The organism is Proteiniphilum sp., assembly GCF_040307845.1.
Classification (GTDB): domain Bacteria; phylum Bacteroidota; class Bacteroidia; order Bacteroidales; family Dysgonomonadaceae; genus Proteiniphilum.
Map to the genome: position 1 here is coordinate 102,611 of NZ_JAWRIS010000018.1, position 18,344 is coordinate 120,954.

Below are 18,344 nucleotides of genomic sequence, written 5' to 3' on the forward strand. Positions count from 1 at the left end.
TAAATAGAAAAATATGAAGAAAAATAATTTATTACAGTTCGGGTGGTTAATTTTAAGGGTCGGTATAGGAATATCGATTTTTCTCCACGGTTTCCCGAAAATTACCGGTGGAACGGAGATGTGGACGGCCATAGGGGGCAGTATGGGCATATTCGGTATTACTTTTGCTCCTGCGTTCTGGGGATTTCTGGCGGCTGCCGCAGAATCAATTGGAGGGCTTCTTTTTGCACTTGGCCTGTTCTTCCGGCCGGCAGCCATTATGCTTACCGGTACGATGCTCGTTGCCTTGTCGACACACCTTGCCGCGGGGGACAGCTTTATGGTGTTTGGGCATGCACTCGACCTGCTGATCGTCTTTGCCGCATCCATTCTGATTGGTGCCGGTAAATATTCTTTCGATGCTAAATTCCTGCCGAAAATTGCTTAAGACAACGGAATCCCTTCTTTCCAACCGGGAAAGGAGGGATTCTGATCTCAGGCCGATTGGCAATCGGCAATCATGCTTTTTCTTTCTTTGGTGCGCGTTTGTAGCCGATAGGCAAAAATCGTTGCGACAAAGTATACAGCCGCTTGGATCCACAGGGCGATATACTCGAATTGTACCTGGTGTAACCCGGCACCCATTGAATTGATCTTTAGATATCCCTGGATACCGAATGTGCTGGGAAATATCATTCCGAATGCTTTCCAAAGCCAGGGCATGTTGGACTGGGGCCATGAGAACCCGCTCAGGAAGAGCAACACCAGCGAGAAGAACGGGAAAACAATCATGGAGGTTTCCCTGTTACGGATAAATACCGATATCAACATCGAGAAGAATATCACTGCCAGGAGGAACGGGGTGAAAAACCGGACAATATCCAGCGGATCGCCTATGTGGGGAAGCTGGAAAATACGCGGTATGGCCAGCAGTGCGTAGCTGGATATCACTACGTACATGCTGAAATAACACAGGGCCTTGCCGAAGATGATGGGGAAGAACCTGCCTTTCTGGCGCAATTTGGGGTCTACGATGGCCAGCTTTTCTTCACGCAATGTGCCGGTCAGCATGGTAATCCCGAAAAAGAGCGTTTGGTGAATAATCACCACCAGCACCACCGGGAGAAGGAAGCTGCCAAACCCCATCGGCTCGTTGTACAGGATATTCTTTTCGTAGCGGAAAGGGGCGGCGGAGATTTCGGCGGTCCTGCCCGTTATTCCGGCGGCATTCAGCCGTTCCATCTTGATGTCGTTACCCGTTTCCACGATGGCCAGGTTGGCACCCAGCATCATGGTGCGGTAATACATGAAACTGCTCATGTCGCAATAGACCGACACGGTGGCTTGTTCGTTGCGGTGGATTTTCTGACTGTAGTCTTTGGGAATTAAGATGACGCCATGTATCTTATGTTTGAAATAAAGCTCCTTTGCCTCTTCAAGATTGTTGACGTGATAGGCCACGTGCAGATCGGGGGTGGCGTCTAACCGTCTTGCCATGTCGCGTGAGCGTACGCTGTTCGACTCGTCGATCACGGCCACAGGTAGCTCACGCACCGTCTCGTTGCGGTAGATAGAGGGGTAGAGCAACGGATAGATGAGTGTTGCCCCGAAGAAAATAATCACGAGTCCCGAATCCTTCAGGATAATCCGGTATTCATCCAGCGTGATGTAGATAACCCGTCTTATCTCGCGAAAGAGACGGACAAAGAGATTGGATTTATTGGAGTTGTTCATTGAGTTGGCTGTTTTTTATTGCTGACCTTTCATTTTGCAGGATGGCGCTCCTTAATCGCGGATATATCAGGAAAGGCAATAATAGAAATGCGAGCATCCCGGCGAAGTATACCAGCGAATAGCGTATGTCGGTACCGCTCAGCGCTTCATTCACATATATCTTGAAATAGTAGCGTATAGGGAAGAGCCATGAGAATATCTGCACGCCCCGCGGCATCGACTCGATCGGGAAGGTGAAGCCGGCAAAGGAGACACCCAGCAGGCTGTAGAACATGCCGATGCTGACGGCGTTGCGCAAACGCTGCAGAATACCGATGATGAATATGCCGATGGCCTGGTGCGCTATGACGAAGACGAACATGGCCAGTGCCATCCATACGATGCTGCCGTTCATGGGAAATCCCATCACGCCGTAGAGCAGGAACAGTCCCAGCCATCCCAACAGGGTGAAAAGGACGGTATGGGGCAGTATCTTCCCGGTCAGGGCCGAGAGTATGGAGTCGTTGCCTTTGGAAAGCCACTCCCGCGTGGTGTTTTGTTTCATCTCCACTCCGATGGCGTAGATGGTGAACATGATGATCAGCATCTGCAGCACGCCGGGCAGTAGCACATTCGAAAGATAGACGCTGTAATTGGTGAAGGGATTGCCTATCTGATGGGAATCCATGGTGATGGGTTGCAAAATGGGCATCAGGTCGCCCGTGACGCCCTTTGCCTCCAGCGATTGCTGCAGGATAAAGCCGGTCATCAACTCGCTGATATAAGTCAGATCCTTGTAGGCAAGCGTGCCGGCCACCAGATAGACGTCGTTCACATAAAAAGAGAGGGCGGGCTGACGATTGGCAAGCAGGTCGGACTGAAATCCCGGCGCGATATCGATGATACCATAGATGCGTCCCCGCTGCATATCTTTGCGGGCCTCGTTGTAAGAGGCGTATTTGCCCACAATCTCCACCATGGAAGAGGCGTTGATATTCCTCTCCAACGTGCGTGACAGCGATGAATTGTCTCCATCGACAATCCCGATAGGAAGTTGCTGCGGCAGCCCTTCCGACATAAGTGTCAGGAAGAACAGGTAACAGAAAAGCATCGCACCAATCGAAGAGAGAATATAGACCGGTTGCGTCAGCATCCGTTTCCACTCCCTGCGGGCTACATGCCTTATCTGCTGTATAATTGAGTTGGACATTTTTTATAATTAAGAATTAAGAACTAAGAACTGAGAGCCAAGAATCAAGACTAAGTTAGTGAACTAATTGGTCATTGGTAATTAGTAATTGGTAATTAATTCCCTACCACCAACGCTGTCATGCCGGGGCGAAGGTCTTTGATGGGCTCTACCGGTCTGGCGCGGACTTCAAATGTTTTCAAGTCGAAGTCGCCGGTCGTTTTTGTGGCCTTCCAGGTGGCGAAGGATGCCATCGCCTTGATATAGGTGACTTCCAGTTCTGCTTCCTGATTGTTCAACGCCGGAATCCTGACGGTGACCTTTGCTCCTTTCTTCATATCGTTCAGCAGGTCTTCGCGTACGTTGAAAGTGAACCAGATGTCATCGAGATCCACGATATTCATAATGGGTGCGCCGGTTCCGACCAATTCTCCCGGTTTGGGGAAAACTTCGGTCACCTCTCCTGAAATAGGAGCGACGAGGGTGGTCTCTCTCATATAGGCTTCCACTTCCTGAATGGCACCTTGTGCCTGATCGACCAGCGCCAGCGCAGCGGCCTTGTCTTCCGCTTCGGCTCCGTTTTTCGCCATCTCGTATTGTGTCTTGGCTGCCGCGGCCTGAGCAACGGCGGCCTGGTACTGCGCTTCGGCTTCATCCCGTTTCTGGGCGGGAACGACTCCCCTGTCGAAGAGGCGCTGCACGCGGTCATACGACTTCCTGGCGATATCGGTGCCCACTTCCGCTTTCTGCCACATTTCATACGCACCCTGGATCACTTCGTCGCGGGCTCCCTTTTGTGCCTTGCGGTCTTGTGCCTTGGCCGCGTTTTGGGCAGCCGTGGCTTGTGCCAGCTTCGCTTGGATTTCGGGGCTATCGATGAAAACCAGCGTATCACCCTTCTCGACCCATTCTCCCTCTTTGGCCAGCAGTCGCTGGATACGTCCTGCCATCTTGCCCGAGACACGCACCTCGCTGGCTTCGGCTGCCCCCTGGATAACGACCGGTTCCGGTTTATAAATAATCCATCCGATAATAAAGACCACCAGTAACACGGTGATGAGCCCGACCAGTGCAATCCGCAGATTGCGTATGTTCTCTTTTTTTTCTTTTTCCATTTCAGTATGTTGTTTGTTGAATCGTTAAATCGTTTATTTGTTTACTTCACCTTTCCACTTAAAAAAGATTTCCCACTGATTTCTTCAAGTACAAATTATGTAATTTCACATCGACAGTGGCATCGAGGTACTCCGATTCAGCCGATAACCAGGCTGTTTGTGCCATCAGCAGATCGGTAGAGGTAATCACTCCCGCATCGAAACCCTCCTGGGCATAATAGAGATTCTCTTTGGCATTTTCCACATTCTTCCGGGTCATTTCCTGTTTTTTCAGGCTCTCATTGATCCGGTAGCTGTTTTGATGTACCTGCAACTCGATCTTCTCTTTTGCTTCTTCCAGTTCGAGTTTTGATATCACAGCTTGTGTGCGCGCGGCATTCAGGGTGTGGATCTTCTCGCCGAAATGAAACAGGGGAATGGCTGCGGTCACACCGACGGTGAACATACCGTTGAATTTTTTCTCGTATCCCTTGAAAACGCTGGGGTTGGTGGTGGCATATCCTCCGGTGAGGGCGATAGTAGGCATAAAGCGGGAGGCCATGATCTTGCTGTTGGCCTCGGCTATATTGTTTGCCTGCGTCAGCATCTTGATCTCCGGGCGATTTGCCCATGCCTGTTCAATGGAGACAGCGGGTTGTATGTCGATGGTCTCTTTCAAATCGGCATCTTTTAACTCGATCCGTTCTTCCAAAGGCAATCCGCAGAGTTGGTTCAACGCCATCCTTGAAAGATTCAACCCGTTTTCCGCCTTCGTCAGCGAAACATCTGCCTCATTCAGCCTGACTTTTATCTTCAGTACGTCTGCTTTGGTCGCCAATCCCTCTTCCAGAAGCGCCTGCATATTCTTATCAAGTTCGGAAACCAGGTGGTGGAATTCTTTTGCCAGCTGTACCTTATTTTCCAGCGATACCACACGCCAGTATGCTTCATCCACATTCACTATAAGATCTTCGGTTTTCTCCTGCACACGCACTTCGGCTATTGCCTGATTGGATTTCGCAATGTTATTGAGTTGGACGATCTTGCCTCCCATAAAGATGGGTTGCACGAAACTGATTCCCCCCACGAAGATATTGTGCATATCGAACTCCATTGCCTCTTTGGGAAGGAGCGCGTGATTTTTCCATTGCAGGTTCTCCGGATTTATTGCGGGATCGAACGGTTTACCCTGTGCGTCCAGGGGAACCGGTTTACCGTCGACCAAAGTGAATTTATTATTGACGGCCGATTCTTCAAAGGTGAATGTGCCGTCGGCGTTGGGGGTAGGAATGGAGTTCGCACCAATGCCGGTGCCGAAATTGCCGTTCGCGTCCACTATGCCGACCGGTAAATAAGCATCCGCACCCAGGAGGGATATATTTTTTTGATTGTACATATACGTCCCATAAGCCGAAATATTAGGGAAAAACTCTGTAAATGCGGCTTTTGATAAGGATTGGGCGGCACGCACATTCTCCTCGGCAACTTTTAAGCTCTTATTGTTCTCCAGTGCCAATTGCCGGCATTCTTCCAGATCCAGCACCCTTTGCGCTTGCAGGGAATGGATGCAGCATAAGCAACAAGTAATAAATAATAATTTTTTCATAATTTCAATAGTTAGTAAGACAACTAACCGTGGATTGTAGATTGTATCTGTTTTATTGGATTCTCTCAAAAAACTTTTTTTTTAATTTTATCTTCCTTGTGTGATGTTATGAACAGGGGCTTTTTTAATATGCTCTTAAATTGTTCATAATCCGTATCAAAACATCTTTGGCTCCGCTCAGTTCCTCATCCGATATATTTTCCAGTGCGTGATTCACAATATCATGCACCACGTCGGTCGTTTTTTGCCTCATCGCACCACCCCGGGGAGTGAGGAGGATGAGGTTGTTACGCCGATCCGCAGGGTCGGATACCCGCATAACCAGGTTCTTTTTTTCCAGATTATCGATCAACCTTGTTACGCTTGGCTTGTCTTTTTGGGTGAGATCGCAGATGTCCTGCTGTATGATCTTATCTTTGTCCCATAAGCAGGACAATACCGTCCATTGCTCGGTTGTGATGTCAAGTCCTTCCTGTACGAAAGCCTTCAGTACGGTACGGTTGATGAGTCCGGAAATCTTTCCGGAAAGAATTTCAAATATTTCTCGCTCTGTTACTTTTAGCATAGGATTTTTCTTTTATAGTTGCATAAACAACTAATAGGCGGCAAAGATATATTTTTTCCTCGAATAGTTGCACCTGATTTGAATTTATTTATCTTGTTTTAACTTTTTGTAAAAGTGAGAGGGGCCCGAAAGAGGTATTTTTGGCATAAAAAAAGGGTAAGCTTACTATATCGCTCCGCTACAACCAAATACCCTTGCTTCGATCAAGACCTGGGGGATTCAATGGGAGCTGGCCGTATAGGACTTACCCGAATGCAAAGGTAAGACTTTTTTTTGAGTTACAAAATGGTGAAGTTTATTTTTACTATCTTTAGATAAGATAGGATGCGCCTCGGAAAATTGCAAGCAAGCTTGGCTTTTCTCTCGGCTTTCACTATCTTTGTAGGGTGAGTGCGATCAAAGTTATATAAGAATATTCCAAATATAAATAATCATGGATATTATAGATCGGTTTATTAAGTATGCTCGTATCGATACGCAATCGGACGAGAATAATACACAAACCCCCAGTACACAAAAGCAATTCAATTTAGCGAAAGAGGTGGAACAGGAAGCGTTGGAGATGGGGCTGACAGACGTGAGCCTCGATAACAATTGCTATTTGATGGCCACTTTGCCGGCCAATACACCAAAGAAATTACCGGTACTCGGTTTCATTGCCCATTTCGATACCAGTCCCGATATGAGCGGTAAGAATGTGAATCCGAGGATTGTAAAGAATTATGATGGGAAGAAGATCATATTGAATGAGGCGAAAGAGGTGGTGCTTTCTCCGGATGATTTTCCTGAACTCCTCGATCACAAGGGAGAGGATATTATTGTGACAGATGGAACGACCTTGTTGGGTGCAGACGACAAAGCCGGTATAGCAGCGATTATGAACGCCATGCAATACCTGATTGACCATCCCGAAATTGAACATGGCAAGATCCGTATTGGTTTTACACCGGACGAGGAGATTGGCCGGGGAGCCGATAAATTTGACGTGACTAAGTTCGGTGCTGATTGGGCCTATACCATAGACGGAAGTGAAGTGGGAGAATTGGAGTACGAGAACTTCAATGCCGCTTCGGCCAAAATTGAAATACAAGGGAGAAATGTTCACCCCGGATATGCAAAGGGGAAGATGGTCAATGCACTGCATCTGGCCAACGAGTTGATCGCGCTGCTGCCGGAGCAAGAACGGCCTGAACATACCGTAGGCTATGAGGGTTTTTTCCATCTGATCTCCTTGAGTGGGACAGTGGAGGACGCTGATCTGTCGTTTATTATCCGCGATCACGACCATGTGAAATTTGAAGAACGTAAACGGTTAATGGAGGATGCTGTGGCAACACTGAATAAAAAATATGGGGACCGGCTTACGTTACAGATGAAAGACCAGTATTACAATATGCGGGAGAAAGTGGAACCGGTGAAATATATTGTGGATTATGCCTATCAGGCTATGGAGGAAATTGGTGTGAAACCTAACGTCAAACCCATTCGAGGGGGAACCGACGGTGCACGTTTGTCGTTTATGGGGCTTCCTTGTCCCAATATCTTTGCCGGGGGTATGAATTTTCACGGGAAATATGAGTTCCTGCCTGTCCCCTCCATGAAAAAAGCATCGGAGGTAATTGTGAAAATAGCCGAAATAGTAGCTAAAGAGGAAAAAATATAATATGAAGACAACTCCATTTACAGATTTGCATATCGGGCTGGGAGCCAAAATGCATGAGTTTGCAGGATATAATATGCCGATAGAATATTCCGGTATCATAGATGAACACCTGACGGTAGTGAATGCGGTGGGTGTGTTCGATGTGTCGCACATGGGAGAGTTTTGGGCGAAGGGTCCGAAAGCGACGGAATTCCTGCAACGGGTGACCAGTAACGATGTCTCCGGCCTTCAGCAAGGGAAAGCGCAATACACCTGTTTTGTGAATGAAAAGGGTGGGATAGTGGATGATTTTATCGTTTACCACTACGAACCGGAAAAATATCTCCTGGTGGTGAATGCCGCCAATATCGAAAAGGACTGGGCATGGTGTCAACAGTGGAATACCATGGGGGCAGAATTAGAAAATGCCTCCGATCACATGGCACAATTGGCTATTCAGGGCCCCAGGGCAATGGAAACGTTGCAAAAGCTGACGGATCTGGATCTGTCGGCCATCCCCTTTTATGCATTTGAGACCGGTACACTGGCGGGTGTGGAAAACGTGATCATTTCCAATACCGGATATACCGGTGCAGGAGGATTTGAACTCTATTTTTATCCTGAACGGGGTCGGAAAATCTGGGATGCGATTTTTGAAGCAGGTGCAGAGTACGGCATTAAACCCATCGGACTGGGAGCGCGTGATACCTTGCGGTTGGAGATGGGTTATTGCCTGTATGGGAATGATCTGGATGACACTACTACACCATTACAGGCGGGTTTGGGATGGATCACCAGGTTCGCGGAAAACAAACCGTTCGTAGGGCGTGAAGTGCTGGAAAAGGAAAAAGCTGAAGGCGTATCACGTAAACTCTGTTGTTTTGAATTGGTAGACAAAGGTATCCCCCGTCACGGATACGAGATTGTGACTGCGGAGGATGAGATAATCGGAAATGTGACTTCCGGAACCATGTCTCCCGTATTGAAAATCGGTGTTGGCATGGGATATGTGAAACCGGAGTTCGCGAAAGCAGGTACCGACATCTATATAAAGGTGCGTAACAGGAATCTGAAGGCAAACGTGGTAAAAGCCCCTTTTAGGAAGTAGGAGCAGATATTCAATCTATCTAATTTCATTTTATCACGAAAAGTATTCTCCCGTTTTCTTTATGCAGAAAAAAACGAAGATAGTCCGGAATCTCTTCTTTCTCCTCGGTGGAGTGGCGCTGGGTGTATTAATTTACAAGACAGGGTTTAATAATATTTTAGATAATATAAAACAGACCGGTTGGTGGTTTGTACCGATTATCGGGATGTGGGTTATTGTATATCTTGCAAATACATACTCTTTTTATATTATTTTAAATGACGGGAGTGAAGATGCGAAACAGGTGGGATTTCTGCAACTCTTCCAGTTGTTTGTCAGTGGCTTCGCGATCACTTATATCACTCCTCTGGGAATGATTGGCGGGGAGCCTTATAAGGTTCTTGAATTGAGGAAGTTGGTCGGAATACAGAAGGCTACCTCTACCGTGCTTCTCTCCACAATGATGCGTCTTGTTTCACATTTTATCTTTTGGATGGGGTCTATCCCCCTGCTGCTTTTCTTTGTGCCGGTGCTTTCCGGCTTCATGGAATGGCTCATTACCCTGGTCAGTGTCTTCTCGGTGTTATTCCTTTTTTGGGCATTCAGGGTATATTCCAAAGGAGGCGTGGAAAGAACGATAAGAAAGTGTGTCGGTCTCCCTTTTATGGGTCGGCGGGCAAGGGCTTTCTATCGGCATAACCGGGAGAAACTCATCCAGATGGACGGGCTGATTGCCGATCTTTATAAAAACCGTAAAAAAGACTTTGTCTCGTCACTTGGATTGGAGCTTTTCGCCCGTTTTTTTATGTGTGTAGAGGTAATACTGATCATGCAGGCGATCGGATCGCCGGTTTCTTTGGGGCAAGGGGTGCTGATCGAGTCGGTCCAGTCGTTGGTCTCTAACCTGTTTTTCTTCATGCCGATGCAGATGGGTGCCCGTGAAGGTGGATTCGTGCTTGTGTATGGCATCCTCTCGCTTCCGGCCGCCTATGGCGTGTTCGTCAGTCTATGCAAGCGTATCCGTGAATTGTTCTGGACGATGATTGGCCTGCTGTTGATCAAGACAAGGCGGGATTAAAAAATTTCCTTTTTTCCTGCAAGAAGCGTGTTTTTTAACAACGACACAATGGTCATTGGCCCTACACCTCTGGGAACGGGAGTGATATAGGAGCATTTTGGCGCTACCTCATCGAATTGTACATCACCGGTGAGTTTGAAACCCGATTTGGTCTTGCTGCTGGGAACACGGGTAGTACCCACATCAATCACCACGGCGCCTTCTTTTACCATGTCCCCCTTCAGAAATTCAGGTACGCCCAGTGCGGCGATAATGATATCCGCCTGCAAGGTGATCTCCTTGATGTTGGGAGTGCGGCTGTGGCAGACCGTGACGGTGCAGTCTCCGGGATAGGCTTTCTGCAGCATCAGCATAGATACCGGCTTCCCGACGATATTACTGCGGCCCAGCACTACACAATGCTTCCCTTTGGTTTCTATTTCGTATCTTCTGAGCAGTTCCACGATACCGGCAGGTGTGGCGGAAAGGAAACAAGGCATACCAAGTGACATGCGACCCACATTTACGGGATGGAAACCGTCTACATCCTTACGGTAATCGATGGCTTCAGTGACTTTAGTTTCCGAAATATGCTTCGGGAGGGGTAATTGCACAATGAACCCGTCGATATCGGCATCGTTATTCAACCGGTCTACACAGGCAAGCAGCTCTTCTTCGGTGACATCGTCTTCATAACGAACCAGCGTGGAGTTAAACCCCACCTCTTCGCACGATTTTACCTTATTGGCCACATAGGTTTCACTTCCACCGTCGTGACCGACCAATACCGCCGCCAGATGCGGAGTTTTACCACCGGCAGCTTTTATCTTTGCCACCTCTTCGGCTATCTCCTTCTTTATCTGTGCGGCTATCGCTTTTCCATCAATTAATTTCATCTTCTTTTCATATTCCGCATTGCCTGGCGGCCACCGCCGGAAGTCATCATGCGCATCATCTTACGGGTTTCGTCGAACTGCTTGAGGAGCTTGTTCACTTCCTGTACATTGGTGCCGCTCCCCATGGCTATACGGGCACGGCGACTTCCATTCAGTATTTCAGGATTGGTGCGTTCCTGGGGAGTCATCGAACGAATAATGGCTTCAATGCCCTTGAAAGCATCGTCGTCGATATCCAGGTCCTTGATTTGTTTACCCACGCCGGGAATCATCGATGCCAGGTCTTTCAGGTTACCCATCTTTTTGATCTGTTGTATCTGGGCAATGAAATCGTTGAAATCGAACTGGTTCTTGGCGATTTTCTTTTGCAGGCGGCGTGCCTCTTCTTCGTCGTATTGCTCCTGCGCCTTTTCCACCAGTGACACAATATCACCCATGCCGAGGATACGGTCCGCCATACGCTCCGGATGAAACACATCGATGGCATCCAGCTTCTCACCCGTACCTACGAATTTGATCGGTTTATCTACCACCGAACGGATAGACAATGCCGCCCCGCCCCGGGTATCCCCGTCGAGCTTGGTCAGTACCACGCCGTTGAAATCGAGCCGCTGGTTGAATTCCTTGGCTGTGTTGACCGCATCCTGTCCGGTCATAGAGTCTACCACGAAGAGGATTTCCTGCGGATTGACCGCTTTCTTGATCGATTCGATCTCGTTCATCATCTCCTCGTCGATGGCAAGGCGTCCTGCGGTGTCGATGATGATCAGGTCTTTCCCGTGCTGGCGGGCATACTGTATGGCGTTTTGCGCGATCTTGACCGGGTTCTTGTTATCCTCTTCGGCATAAACCGATACGCCGATCTGTTCGCCCAGCACTTTTAACTGTTCGATGGCAGCAGGACGGTAGACGTCGCCGGCAACTAACAACGGGTTTTTACCCCGCTTGCTTTTAAGCATGTTGGCCAGTTTACCGGAGAAAGTGGTTTTCCCCGATCCCTGCAACCCCGACATCAGGATAATGGCGGGATTCCCCTTGATATTGAATTCGGCAGCGCTGCCTCCCATCAGTGCGGCGAGTTCGTCGTGCACGATCTTCACCATCATCTGTTCCGGCTTCACGGCGTTGAGCACGTCCTGCCCCAACGCTTTCTCCTTGACCGTTTCGGTGAATTCCTTCGCGGTTTTATAGTTCACGTCGGCATCCAGCAATGCACGGCGTACATCTTTTAATGTTTCGGCCACGTTGATCTCGGTGATCTTACCCTGACCTTTCAGTATCTTGAACGACCTCTCCAGTCTTTCACTTAAATTTTCAAACATAATATCCTTATACTCTTTTTATTCTGCCCTTGTTGTGGATGATTTCCGTGCTAATTCCCGTGAAACAAATGCTGTTTCTTCTTAGGCGGTACAAATTTACATGAATTTTCGCCTATCTCCAAGTCGTTCTGCTAAATCCACAATATCATCATATCTTGCGATTTGTCGCAGCCATTTTTGGGGGATGCTGTCGAATCCGTAAAGAAGTCCCGCCGGTCCGCCGGTGACGGCAGCCGTGGTATCTGTGTCCTGTCCCAGGTTTACGGCTTTCAGTATCGAGTCTTCGTAGTTGTTTGTTGTCAGCAACCAGATACTTGCTTCGAGCGTGTGCAATACATATTCGAGCGTGTGCAATACATATCCGTTACTGGATTTTTACGAATTGTCTCCCGGCTAAGGAACTCAACGGGAACGTCTAAGGCATCACCGACAGCAACGCCAAAAAGTGCCGATTTTATGTTGCAGGAATAATCAATATCTTGATTTGGAAAAGCAATGATTGTTCTACTCTTCATATTCTCTATATGCCTAAAAATAACATGCAAATGTAAGCAATTTTAGACTATTTGAGTTGCAGGTCACCCGATTTTCAATTTTCATTATGGTTAAGTTCAAATAAATTTATTTTCTGCTTGCATTGCTTAACGAAAATATTTATCTAAAATGACTATTTTTGTTGGCTCATAAGGATCGCTACAATGAAAGGAAATCCGCTTCGTAAATTTATATATCTCTCTATTGCCGCAGCAATAGTCACTATATTCCTGAAATTTTATGCTTATTTTGTGACCGGTTCGATGGGGTTCCTGTCGGATGCGTTGGAATCGTTTGTGAACTTGTTTGCCGCGGTTTTTGCGCTGGTGATGTTCAATATCTCCCTGAAACCGGCGGATAAGGAGCATGAGTTTGGACATAGCAAAGCGGAATATTTCTCCAGTGCGGCGGAAGGGGCGCTTATTCTGGTCGCTGCTTTCACGATTATCTGGTCGGCTGTGCCTCGTCTCATTGATCCACGGCCGATAGAGAATATCCATACCGGTTTGCTCTTTTCGTTGTTGGCGTCATTGGTGAATCTGGGAGTAGGGATTACGCTGATCCTCCAAGGAAAGAAAAGGTGTTCTCTCCTGCTGGAGGCAGATGGCAAACACTTGCTGGTGGATGTGTGGACTTCACTCGGGGTAATTGTGGCTATCGTCATTGTCAAGTTTACCGGATGGATGATTGTCGACCCTATCATCGCCATCTTAGTGGCACTCAATATTATCTATACGGGATACCGGCTGATAAAACGCTCTGCCAGTGGATTGATGGATGCCTCCCTTCCCGAAGAGGATATGGAAAAGATTACTGCTTATCTGAACTCATTGAAAAGCCAGCAGATTGAATACCATTCGCTGTTGACCCGTGCTGCCGGTCGCCGCAAATTTATTACCATGCATGTGCTGGTTCCGGGCAAGTGGACGGTAAAACAGGCGCATGACCATGCGGATAGGATCGAGGAGACTATCGTGAATATGTTCGATGAACCGGTGACGGTACAAACCCATCTGGAGCCGGTGGAGGATCCTGCCTCGATGAAAGATATCGGTATCGACCGGCAGGAAGTCGATTAGCTAAAGCAGCCGCAAGATATACAATAACCCCCAAAAGTCAGACAAAAATCTTTCGGGGGTTATCGGGATTCAATACGTTGCGACAGCATTTCCGCCAGCTTTATTTTTCCTGACCGATTGTCCGGTTTTTATTAAGCTACAGCTGAACCGATAAGGAATACACCGGCCAATGCCACAATAGCATACAACTCGGGGAATACGGCAAGGATAAGGGTGTTCCCGAATACGTCATTTCCCTGACCGATGGAGGCGATACCATTCGCACAAACCTGTCCCTGACGGATAGCGGAAAGCAATCCTACCAGCCCCATTGAGAGACCTGCTGCAAAAACAGCGGCAGACTGAATCGCCGTGATCTCAGGAGTCAGAATGTTGAAGATACTCTGGAACATAAAATATCCGGCGAAGCCATACAATCCCTGTGTGCCGGGCAGCGCAGTCAATACAAGGAAATTCCCGAATTTGCTGCTGTCTTTCTTCAATGCCCCGATAGCCGCATTGCCGGCAATGGTAACCCCATAAGAGCTGCCGATACCCGAAAGTGCGATCATAAGTCCGATGCCTAAGTAGGCGATTAATAAGTTGGTGTCCATAATGTTTTATTGTTTGTGATTGATTTGAATTTTTTATTTTTTACTTCGAAGATTTTCTGTCGTCACTCGGCATACTATAAACAAGTTTACTTCTGCCCTCATTCCTAAGAAAATTCACTCTTCACTCTTCACTCTTCACTCTTCACTCTTCATTCTTCACTCTTCACTCTTCACTCTTCACTCTTCACTCTTCACTCTTCACTATTTCCTAAAAGGATTATATTTTTTGCCTCCTCCTTCAAATTCCGCATTTTTATAAAACTCCACAAAGGTAAGACGCAACGGATGCACAAAGGCGCCAAGTACGTTCATAAACATGTTGATGGAGTGCCCGAAGAGGAAAATCAGCAGGAAGACGATTGATCCTCCGATCAGGTTGTCCGGCTTCAGTCCCAATGCCAGGCTGTTGAACACGCTTGCCAGGATACCACCGGAGAGCCCTAATGCGAAGAGGCGCACATATGATAATACGTCACCAAGCAGTCCGGTCGCCATATTATAGGTATCCCACAATCCGAGCCCGAAATTCATGAACGGATTCTTCCCCGGAGAGTTGAAGAAGAAGATCAGTATGGCTGAAAGTCCCATTATGATAAGGTGCAGGGTGCCTCCCATCGGCATAATAGCCGGGAAAAGGACAGCCACGATCACGCTCATGAGCAGGACGAACCAGCCAATGGTAGAGAGTGCCTGGGTCCATCCGAACTGCTTGATGCGGTTCACGATCTTCAGGAACATGGCGAACATGATCTGCACGACTCCTAATATAAGGGATAGTGTGAACATCTGTGAGTTATCAAAATAGACCTGATTCTTCATGTTCTGGAAGAAAGGGATATTGGTCTCGTAGATATTGAACCCGAAAAATCCTCCTGTGAGCAGCCCGCACACCATGGTGGAGAGCCCCAGTATCTGTACCAATGCCAGCATACCCCGCATCGTACGGGAGATTTTCTCTTTTCCGAAAGTCCTTGCCGCCGTGGCGCCTAAAAACAAGAGCGTTCCATAACCGATGTCTCCCAGTGACAATCCGAAAAAGATCATATAGAAAGGTGCAAAGAATGGTGTGAGGTCGATCTCGTTATACTTGGGTAACATATAGAGTTCGGCGATCGGTTCGAAGAGCCGCATGAAACGGTTGTTCTTGAACTTGATCGGCACGTCGTCTTCAGGTTCGGGATCGGATACCCGGAAATAGACATCCTGCGATTCCAGATATTGTGTGATTTCCGCCACATTCTCTTCCGGCGCCCATCCCTGTAGGAGCAGCAGTTTGTCTTCTGCCGCGGGTGTCGCACTGCGGGCTACCTTCGTGAAGAAGATATCCGATTCAATGGCTTTCAGGGCTGCCTCAGCCGATGGAATCTCGGCGGAAAGCGCTTTCAACGCTTTATCTTCTTTTTTTATCTTTTCCTGCAGCGAGTCGATGAGTTTATTAAGGGCTTCTAATGAAACCTCAGGAACTTTCATCTCCTCGAGTTGTAATTCATCTGCCGGCTGTGTGCCTTTTGTGATCGTGATAAAATAGGTCTTGGACCCTTCCTTTTGAATAACCACGGCATTGTATTGTGTTTCCCATTCGGGATCATATTCTTTGCCGGGAACGATAAAGAAACGGACATGGTATCCCTCTTCTTTCAGGCGGTAGATATTCTCCGGGTCGAAGTTCCCCCAGGGACGCAGGTTGTCACGCTCTTTGAGGCTGACCTGCAACTGCTGGTAAAGTGCGGATTTTTTATTTTCTATCTGCTCTATTTCCGCGGGGATTTCCATCCCTCGTCCAGTATCGGCATCGAGATATGGGGCCGGTGCTTTTTTATCGCGCAGCTGCTTTAGTTTTTTAATCGATTCATTTAACCGTTTCGATGTAGAAAGATAGTCCTGCAATTTCTCTTCATCCACCTTCATACTGTCCTGCTCCGCCACATGTATCATTCCCATGTCGCGCAGTGCATGCAGGAACCGGTCATAGTCCTTATGGAAAGAGATAAACACAAATTTCTTCATTGTCGCTACCATACGCTTCCCTCCTGTTCTCTACGTTGTTCCTGGTGTGCCCGCATGATTTTCTGCGATGATTTGGAGAGGTTCTCCTCGTCTTCCAAATAGCGTTTTATCTTCAGGATGGCTTCCTGATAGCCCGGTATCTGCACTTTTTCGAAGAGGTTGACCTTTTGGGTGGTCTTTTTCCTCGCATATTCGAGCCGGGAGAGCTTTATCTCCTGGAAATCGCGCCGGATCCCTATCTCTGCCAGTCCTTCGAGGGTATTTACCCCGTCGAGGAACCACTTGGGGCGGTTGAAAAGGCTAAACGGACGGATTTCGAAATCGACTTTGTCGAGGATCGGGAGAAGTACGCCTGCAATTTTCCTTTTTGAGAGATGGACATCCCTTACGCGCAGCAGGGTAGGGTCGAACTCCGTCCACATGCTGACCATCTTGTCGTATGATTGGATTTTTTCTTCGAGTTCCCTGTCGAGTTGTGCTATCTCCTCTTTGGTCTTTTTCACTTCCACCCGTAATGCCGATTCCTTGTTTTGCAGCGTGGGAAGCGCCCGTTCACGGACAGACAGTTGTTTTTCCAACTGCTGACGCGACGTTTTATTATATTGAAATCGAATAGCCATTATTGTTGCCAGTAAGTATCTATCAATTCCTGTTTCATATTTACCTCGGCCGGCCTGAAATGCTGCGATAACAGTTTCCATGTATTGTCGAGCATCTCGGTGGTATCGAGGTTCACATCAATGGCGAGTATCTTTTCAGCGTAGTCTTTGGCAAACGAGAGCGCCCGCGTGTCGTAATCGGTCAGGTCGAACCCGTTTTCCAGTTTGGTCTTCGCATTAGCCGCATCGGCATAGAGACGTACGGCTGCATTCATCACCTGCGGATGGTCTTCGCGGGTTTTCTTTCCCTGTACCAGTTGTTTCAGACGGGAGAGAGAACGGAACGGGTCCACAACCACTTTCCCCACGTCGCTGTCACGCCGCAGGAAGAGCTGACCTTCGGTAATATATCCGGTGTTGTCTGGTACGGCATGGGTAATGTCACCCCCTGAAAGAGTGGTTACCGCTACAATAGTGATGGACCCTCCAGCCGGGAACTGCGCAGCTTTCTCGTAGATTTTTGCCAAATCGGAATAGAGAGAGCCCGGCATTGAATCTTTCGACGGGATCTGGTCCATACGGTTCGATACGATCGAGAGCGCATCGGCATAAGAGGTCATATCGGTAAGCAGTACCAGTACTTTTTCATTTTTGTCCACGGCGAAATATTCAGCGGCGGTCAGCGCCATGTCGGGAATCAGCAGCCGTTCTACCGCCGGATCTTCAGTGGTGTTCATAAAGCTGATGATCCTGTCCAGCGCCCCCGCATTGCTGAACACGTTCTTGAAGTAGAGGTAATCGTCGTTGGTCATCCCCATACCGCCCAGGATGATCTTATCGGTCTGCGCGCGGAGCGCCACCGTGGCCATCACCTGGTTAAAGGGCTGGTCGGGATCGGCAAAGAACGGGATCTTTTGTCCCGACACCAGTGTATTGTTCAGGTCGATCCCCGCAATACCGGTAGCAATCAATTCCGAGGGTTGCTTGCGCCGTACCGGATTCACGGAAGGCCCGCCGATGGGGCGTTCTTCTCCTTCGGGTACGGGGCCTCCGTCGATCGGATCACCGTAGGCGTTGAAAAAGCGGCCTGCCAGCTGTTCACTTACCTTCAACGAAGGAGATTTTCCCATAAAGATCACTTCGGCATTGGTAGGGATACCTTCGGTCCCTTCAAAGATCTGAAGGGTCACTTCGTCGCCGATGATTTTTACCACCTGTGCCAGACGGCCTTCCACCGTGGCCAGTTCATCGTAACCCACATTGGTAGCCTTGACCGAACAGGTGGCTTTGGTGATCTGGGTGATTTTCGTATATATTTTTTGAAATGCTTTTGCCATAATGCTCTTTTATTTATTGTTATTCGGCTTCGCCGATTCTATTGT

The 18,344-nt window shown here is 48.1% G+C and carries 18 protein-coding genes; 5 read left to right on the top strand and 13 right to left on the bottom strand.

Annotated features, from left to right (window positions below):
- The first annotated feature begins 13 nt into the window (after nucleotides 1-13).
- A complete protein-coding gene (locus tag ABV001_RS04185) occupies nucleotides 14-427 on the top strand; it encodes a DoxX family protein (RefSeq protein ID WP_352421667.1) in 414 nt (137 codons plus the stop codon).
- A 47-nt stretch (nucleotides 428-474) separates the two neighbouring features.
- On the opposite strand, the gene ABV001_RS04190 is transcribed toward ABV001_RS04185, so the two are convergent.
- From ABV001_RS04190 to ABV001_RS04210, 5 genes are all read right to left on the bottom strand, one after another.
- Entirely contained in the window at nucleotides 475-1,713 is a 1,239-nt protein-coding gene (locus tag ABV001_RS04190; RefSeq protein WP_352421668.1) for an ABC transporter permease, read from the bottom strand.
- On the bottom strand, nucleotides 1,697-2,902 hold the full coding sequence (locus tag ABV001_RS04195) for an ABC transporter permease (protein WP_352421669.1): 1,206 nt from the start codon (nucleotides 2,900-2,902) through the stop codon (nucleotides 1,697-1,699). The genes ABV001_RS04190 and ABV001_RS04195 overlap by 17 nt, the downstream gene beginning before the upstream one ends.
- A gap of 95 nt (nucleotides 2,903-2,997) precedes the next feature.
- Nucleotides 2,998-3,996 (bottom strand): HlyD family secretion protein, encoded by a 999-nt coding sequence (locus tag ABV001_RS04200; RefSeq protein ID WP_352421670.1) that lies wholly within the window; start codon nucleotides 3,994-3,996, stop codon nucleotides 2,998-3,000.
- 58 nt (nucleotides 3,997-4,054) lie between these two features.
- Nucleotides 4,055-5,581, bottom strand: a complete 1,527-nt coding sequence (locus ABV001_RS04205) for a TolC family protein (protein WP_352421671.1) — start codon at nucleotides 5,579-5,581, stop codon at nucleotides 4,055-4,057.
- Between the two features lie 124 nt (nucleotides 5,582-5,705).
- Nucleotides 5,706-6,146 (bottom strand): MarR family winged helix-turn-helix transcriptional regulator, encoded by a 441-nt coding sequence (locus ABV001_RS04210; protein ID WP_352421672.1) that lies wholly within the window; start codon nucleotides 6,144-6,146, stop codon nucleotides 5,706-5,708.
- 433 nt (nucleotides 6,147-6,579) lie between these two features.
- Here ABV001_RS04210 and pepT point away from each other — a divergent pair, with 433 nt between their 5' ends.
- The 3 genes from pepT (at nucleotide 6,580) to ABV001_RS04225 (ending at nucleotide 9,953) form a co-directional block, all read left to right on the top strand.
- Nucleotides 6,580-7,809, top strand: a complete 1,230-nt coding sequence (pepT, locus tag ABV001_RS04215) for a peptidase T (protein ID WP_352421673.1) — start codon at nucleotides 6,580-6,582, stop codon at nucleotides 7,807-7,809.
- A gap of 1 nt (nucleotide 7,810) precedes the next feature.
- Nucleotides 7,811-8,896, top strand: a complete 1,086-nt coding sequence (gcvT, locus tag ABV001_RS04220; RefSeq protein WP_352421674.1) for a glycine cleavage system aminomethyltransferase GcvT — start codon at nucleotides 7,811-7,813, stop codon at nucleotides 8,894-8,896.
- A 61-nt stretch (nucleotides 8,897-8,957) separates the two neighbouring features.
- Nucleotides 8,958-9,953 carry a lysylphosphatidylglycerol synthase transmembrane domain-containing protein gene (locus tag ABV001_RS04225; protein WP_352421675.1) on the top strand — a complete coding sequence of 332 codons (996 nt, stop codon included), beginning with the start codon at nucleotides 8,958-8,960 and terminating at the stop codon, nucleotides 9,951-9,953.
- On the opposite strand, the gene folD is transcribed toward ABV001_RS04225, so the two are convergent.
- The 4 genes from folD to ABV001_RS17280 all read right to left on the bottom strand — a co-directional run bounded on the left by folD (nucleotide 9,950) and on the right by ABV001_RS17280 (nucleotide 12,665).
- Nucleotides 9,950-10,828, bottom strand: coding sequence for a bifunctional methylenetetrahydrofolate dehydrogenase/methenyltetrahydrofolate cyclohydrolase FolD (gene folD, locus ABV001_RS04230; RefSeq protein WP_352421676.1), 879 nt, complete (start codon nucleotides 10,826-10,828; stop codon nucleotides 9,950-9,952). The genes ABV001_RS04225 and folD overlap by 4 nt on opposite strands.
- Nucleotides 10,825-12,150: a signal recognition particle protein gene (gene ffh, locus ABV001_RS04235; protein ID WP_352421677.1), complete on the bottom strand. Its 1,326-nt coding sequence runs from the start codon at nucleotides 12,148-12,150 to the stop codon at nucleotides 10,825-10,827. Before ffh ends, folD begins: the two co-directional genes overlap by 4 nt.
- Before the next feature lie 96 nt (nucleotides 12,151-12,246).
- A complete protein-coding gene (locus ABV001_RS04240) occupies nucleotides 12,247-12,504 on the bottom strand; it encodes an ADP-ribosylglycohydrolase family protein (RefSeq protein WP_352421678.1) in 258 nt (85 codons plus the stop codon).
- Nucleotides 12,450-12,665, bottom strand: a complete 216-nt coding sequence (locus ABV001_RS17280) for an ADP-ribosylglycohydrolase family protein (protein ID WP_502929841.1) — start codon at nucleotides 12,663-12,665, stop codon at nucleotides 12,450-12,452. The genes ABV001_RS04240 and ABV001_RS17280 overlap by 55 nt, the downstream gene beginning before the upstream one ends.
- A gap of 183 nt (nucleotides 12,666-12,848) precedes the next feature.
- Between ABV001_RS17280 and ABV001_RS04245 the strand changes: the two genes are divergently transcribed.
- A complete protein-coding gene (locus ABV001_RS04245; protein WP_352421679.1) occupies nucleotides 12,849-13,763 on the top strand; it encodes a cation diffusion facilitator family transporter in 915 nt (304 codons plus the stop codon).
- A gap of 131 nt (nucleotides 13,764-13,894) precedes the next feature.
- On the opposite strand, the gene ABV001_RS04250 is transcribed toward ABV001_RS04245, so the two are convergent.
- The 4 genes from ABV001_RS04250 to ABV001_RS04265 all read right to left on the bottom strand — a co-directional run bounded on the left by ABV001_RS04250 (nucleotide 13,895) and on the right by ABV001_RS04265 (nucleotide 18,302).
- Nucleotides 13,895-14,356 carry an ATP synthase subunit C-like protein gene (locus ABV001_RS04250; protein WP_294081254.1) on the bottom strand — a complete coding sequence of 154 codons (462 nt, stop codon included), beginning with the start codon at nucleotides 14,354-14,356 and terminating at the stop codon, nucleotides 13,895-13,897.
- A 201-nt stretch (nucleotides 14,357-14,557) separates the two neighbouring features.
- Complete coding sequence (locus tag ABV001_RS04255; protein ID WP_352421680.1) at nucleotides 14,558-16,375, bottom strand: V-type ATP synthase subunit I; 1,818 nt, start codon at nucleotides 16,373-16,375, stop codon at nucleotides 14,558-14,560.
- Complete coding sequence (locus ABV001_RS04260) at nucleotides 16,369-16,983, bottom strand: V-type ATP synthase subunit D (RefSeq protein ID WP_294081252.1); 615 nt, start codon at nucleotides 16,981-16,983, stop codon at nucleotides 16,369-16,371. Before ABV001_RS04260 ends, ABV001_RS04255 begins: the two co-directional genes overlap by 7 nt.
- A complete protein-coding gene (locus tag ABV001_RS04265) occupies nucleotides 16,983-18,302 on the bottom strand; it encodes a V-type ATP synthase subunit B (RefSeq protein WP_352421699.1) in 1,320 nt (439 codons plus the stop codon). The genes ABV001_RS04260 and ABV001_RS04265 overlap by 1 nt, the downstream gene beginning before the upstream one ends.
- Between the last annotated feature and the right edge of the window lie 42 nt (nucleotides 18,303-18,344).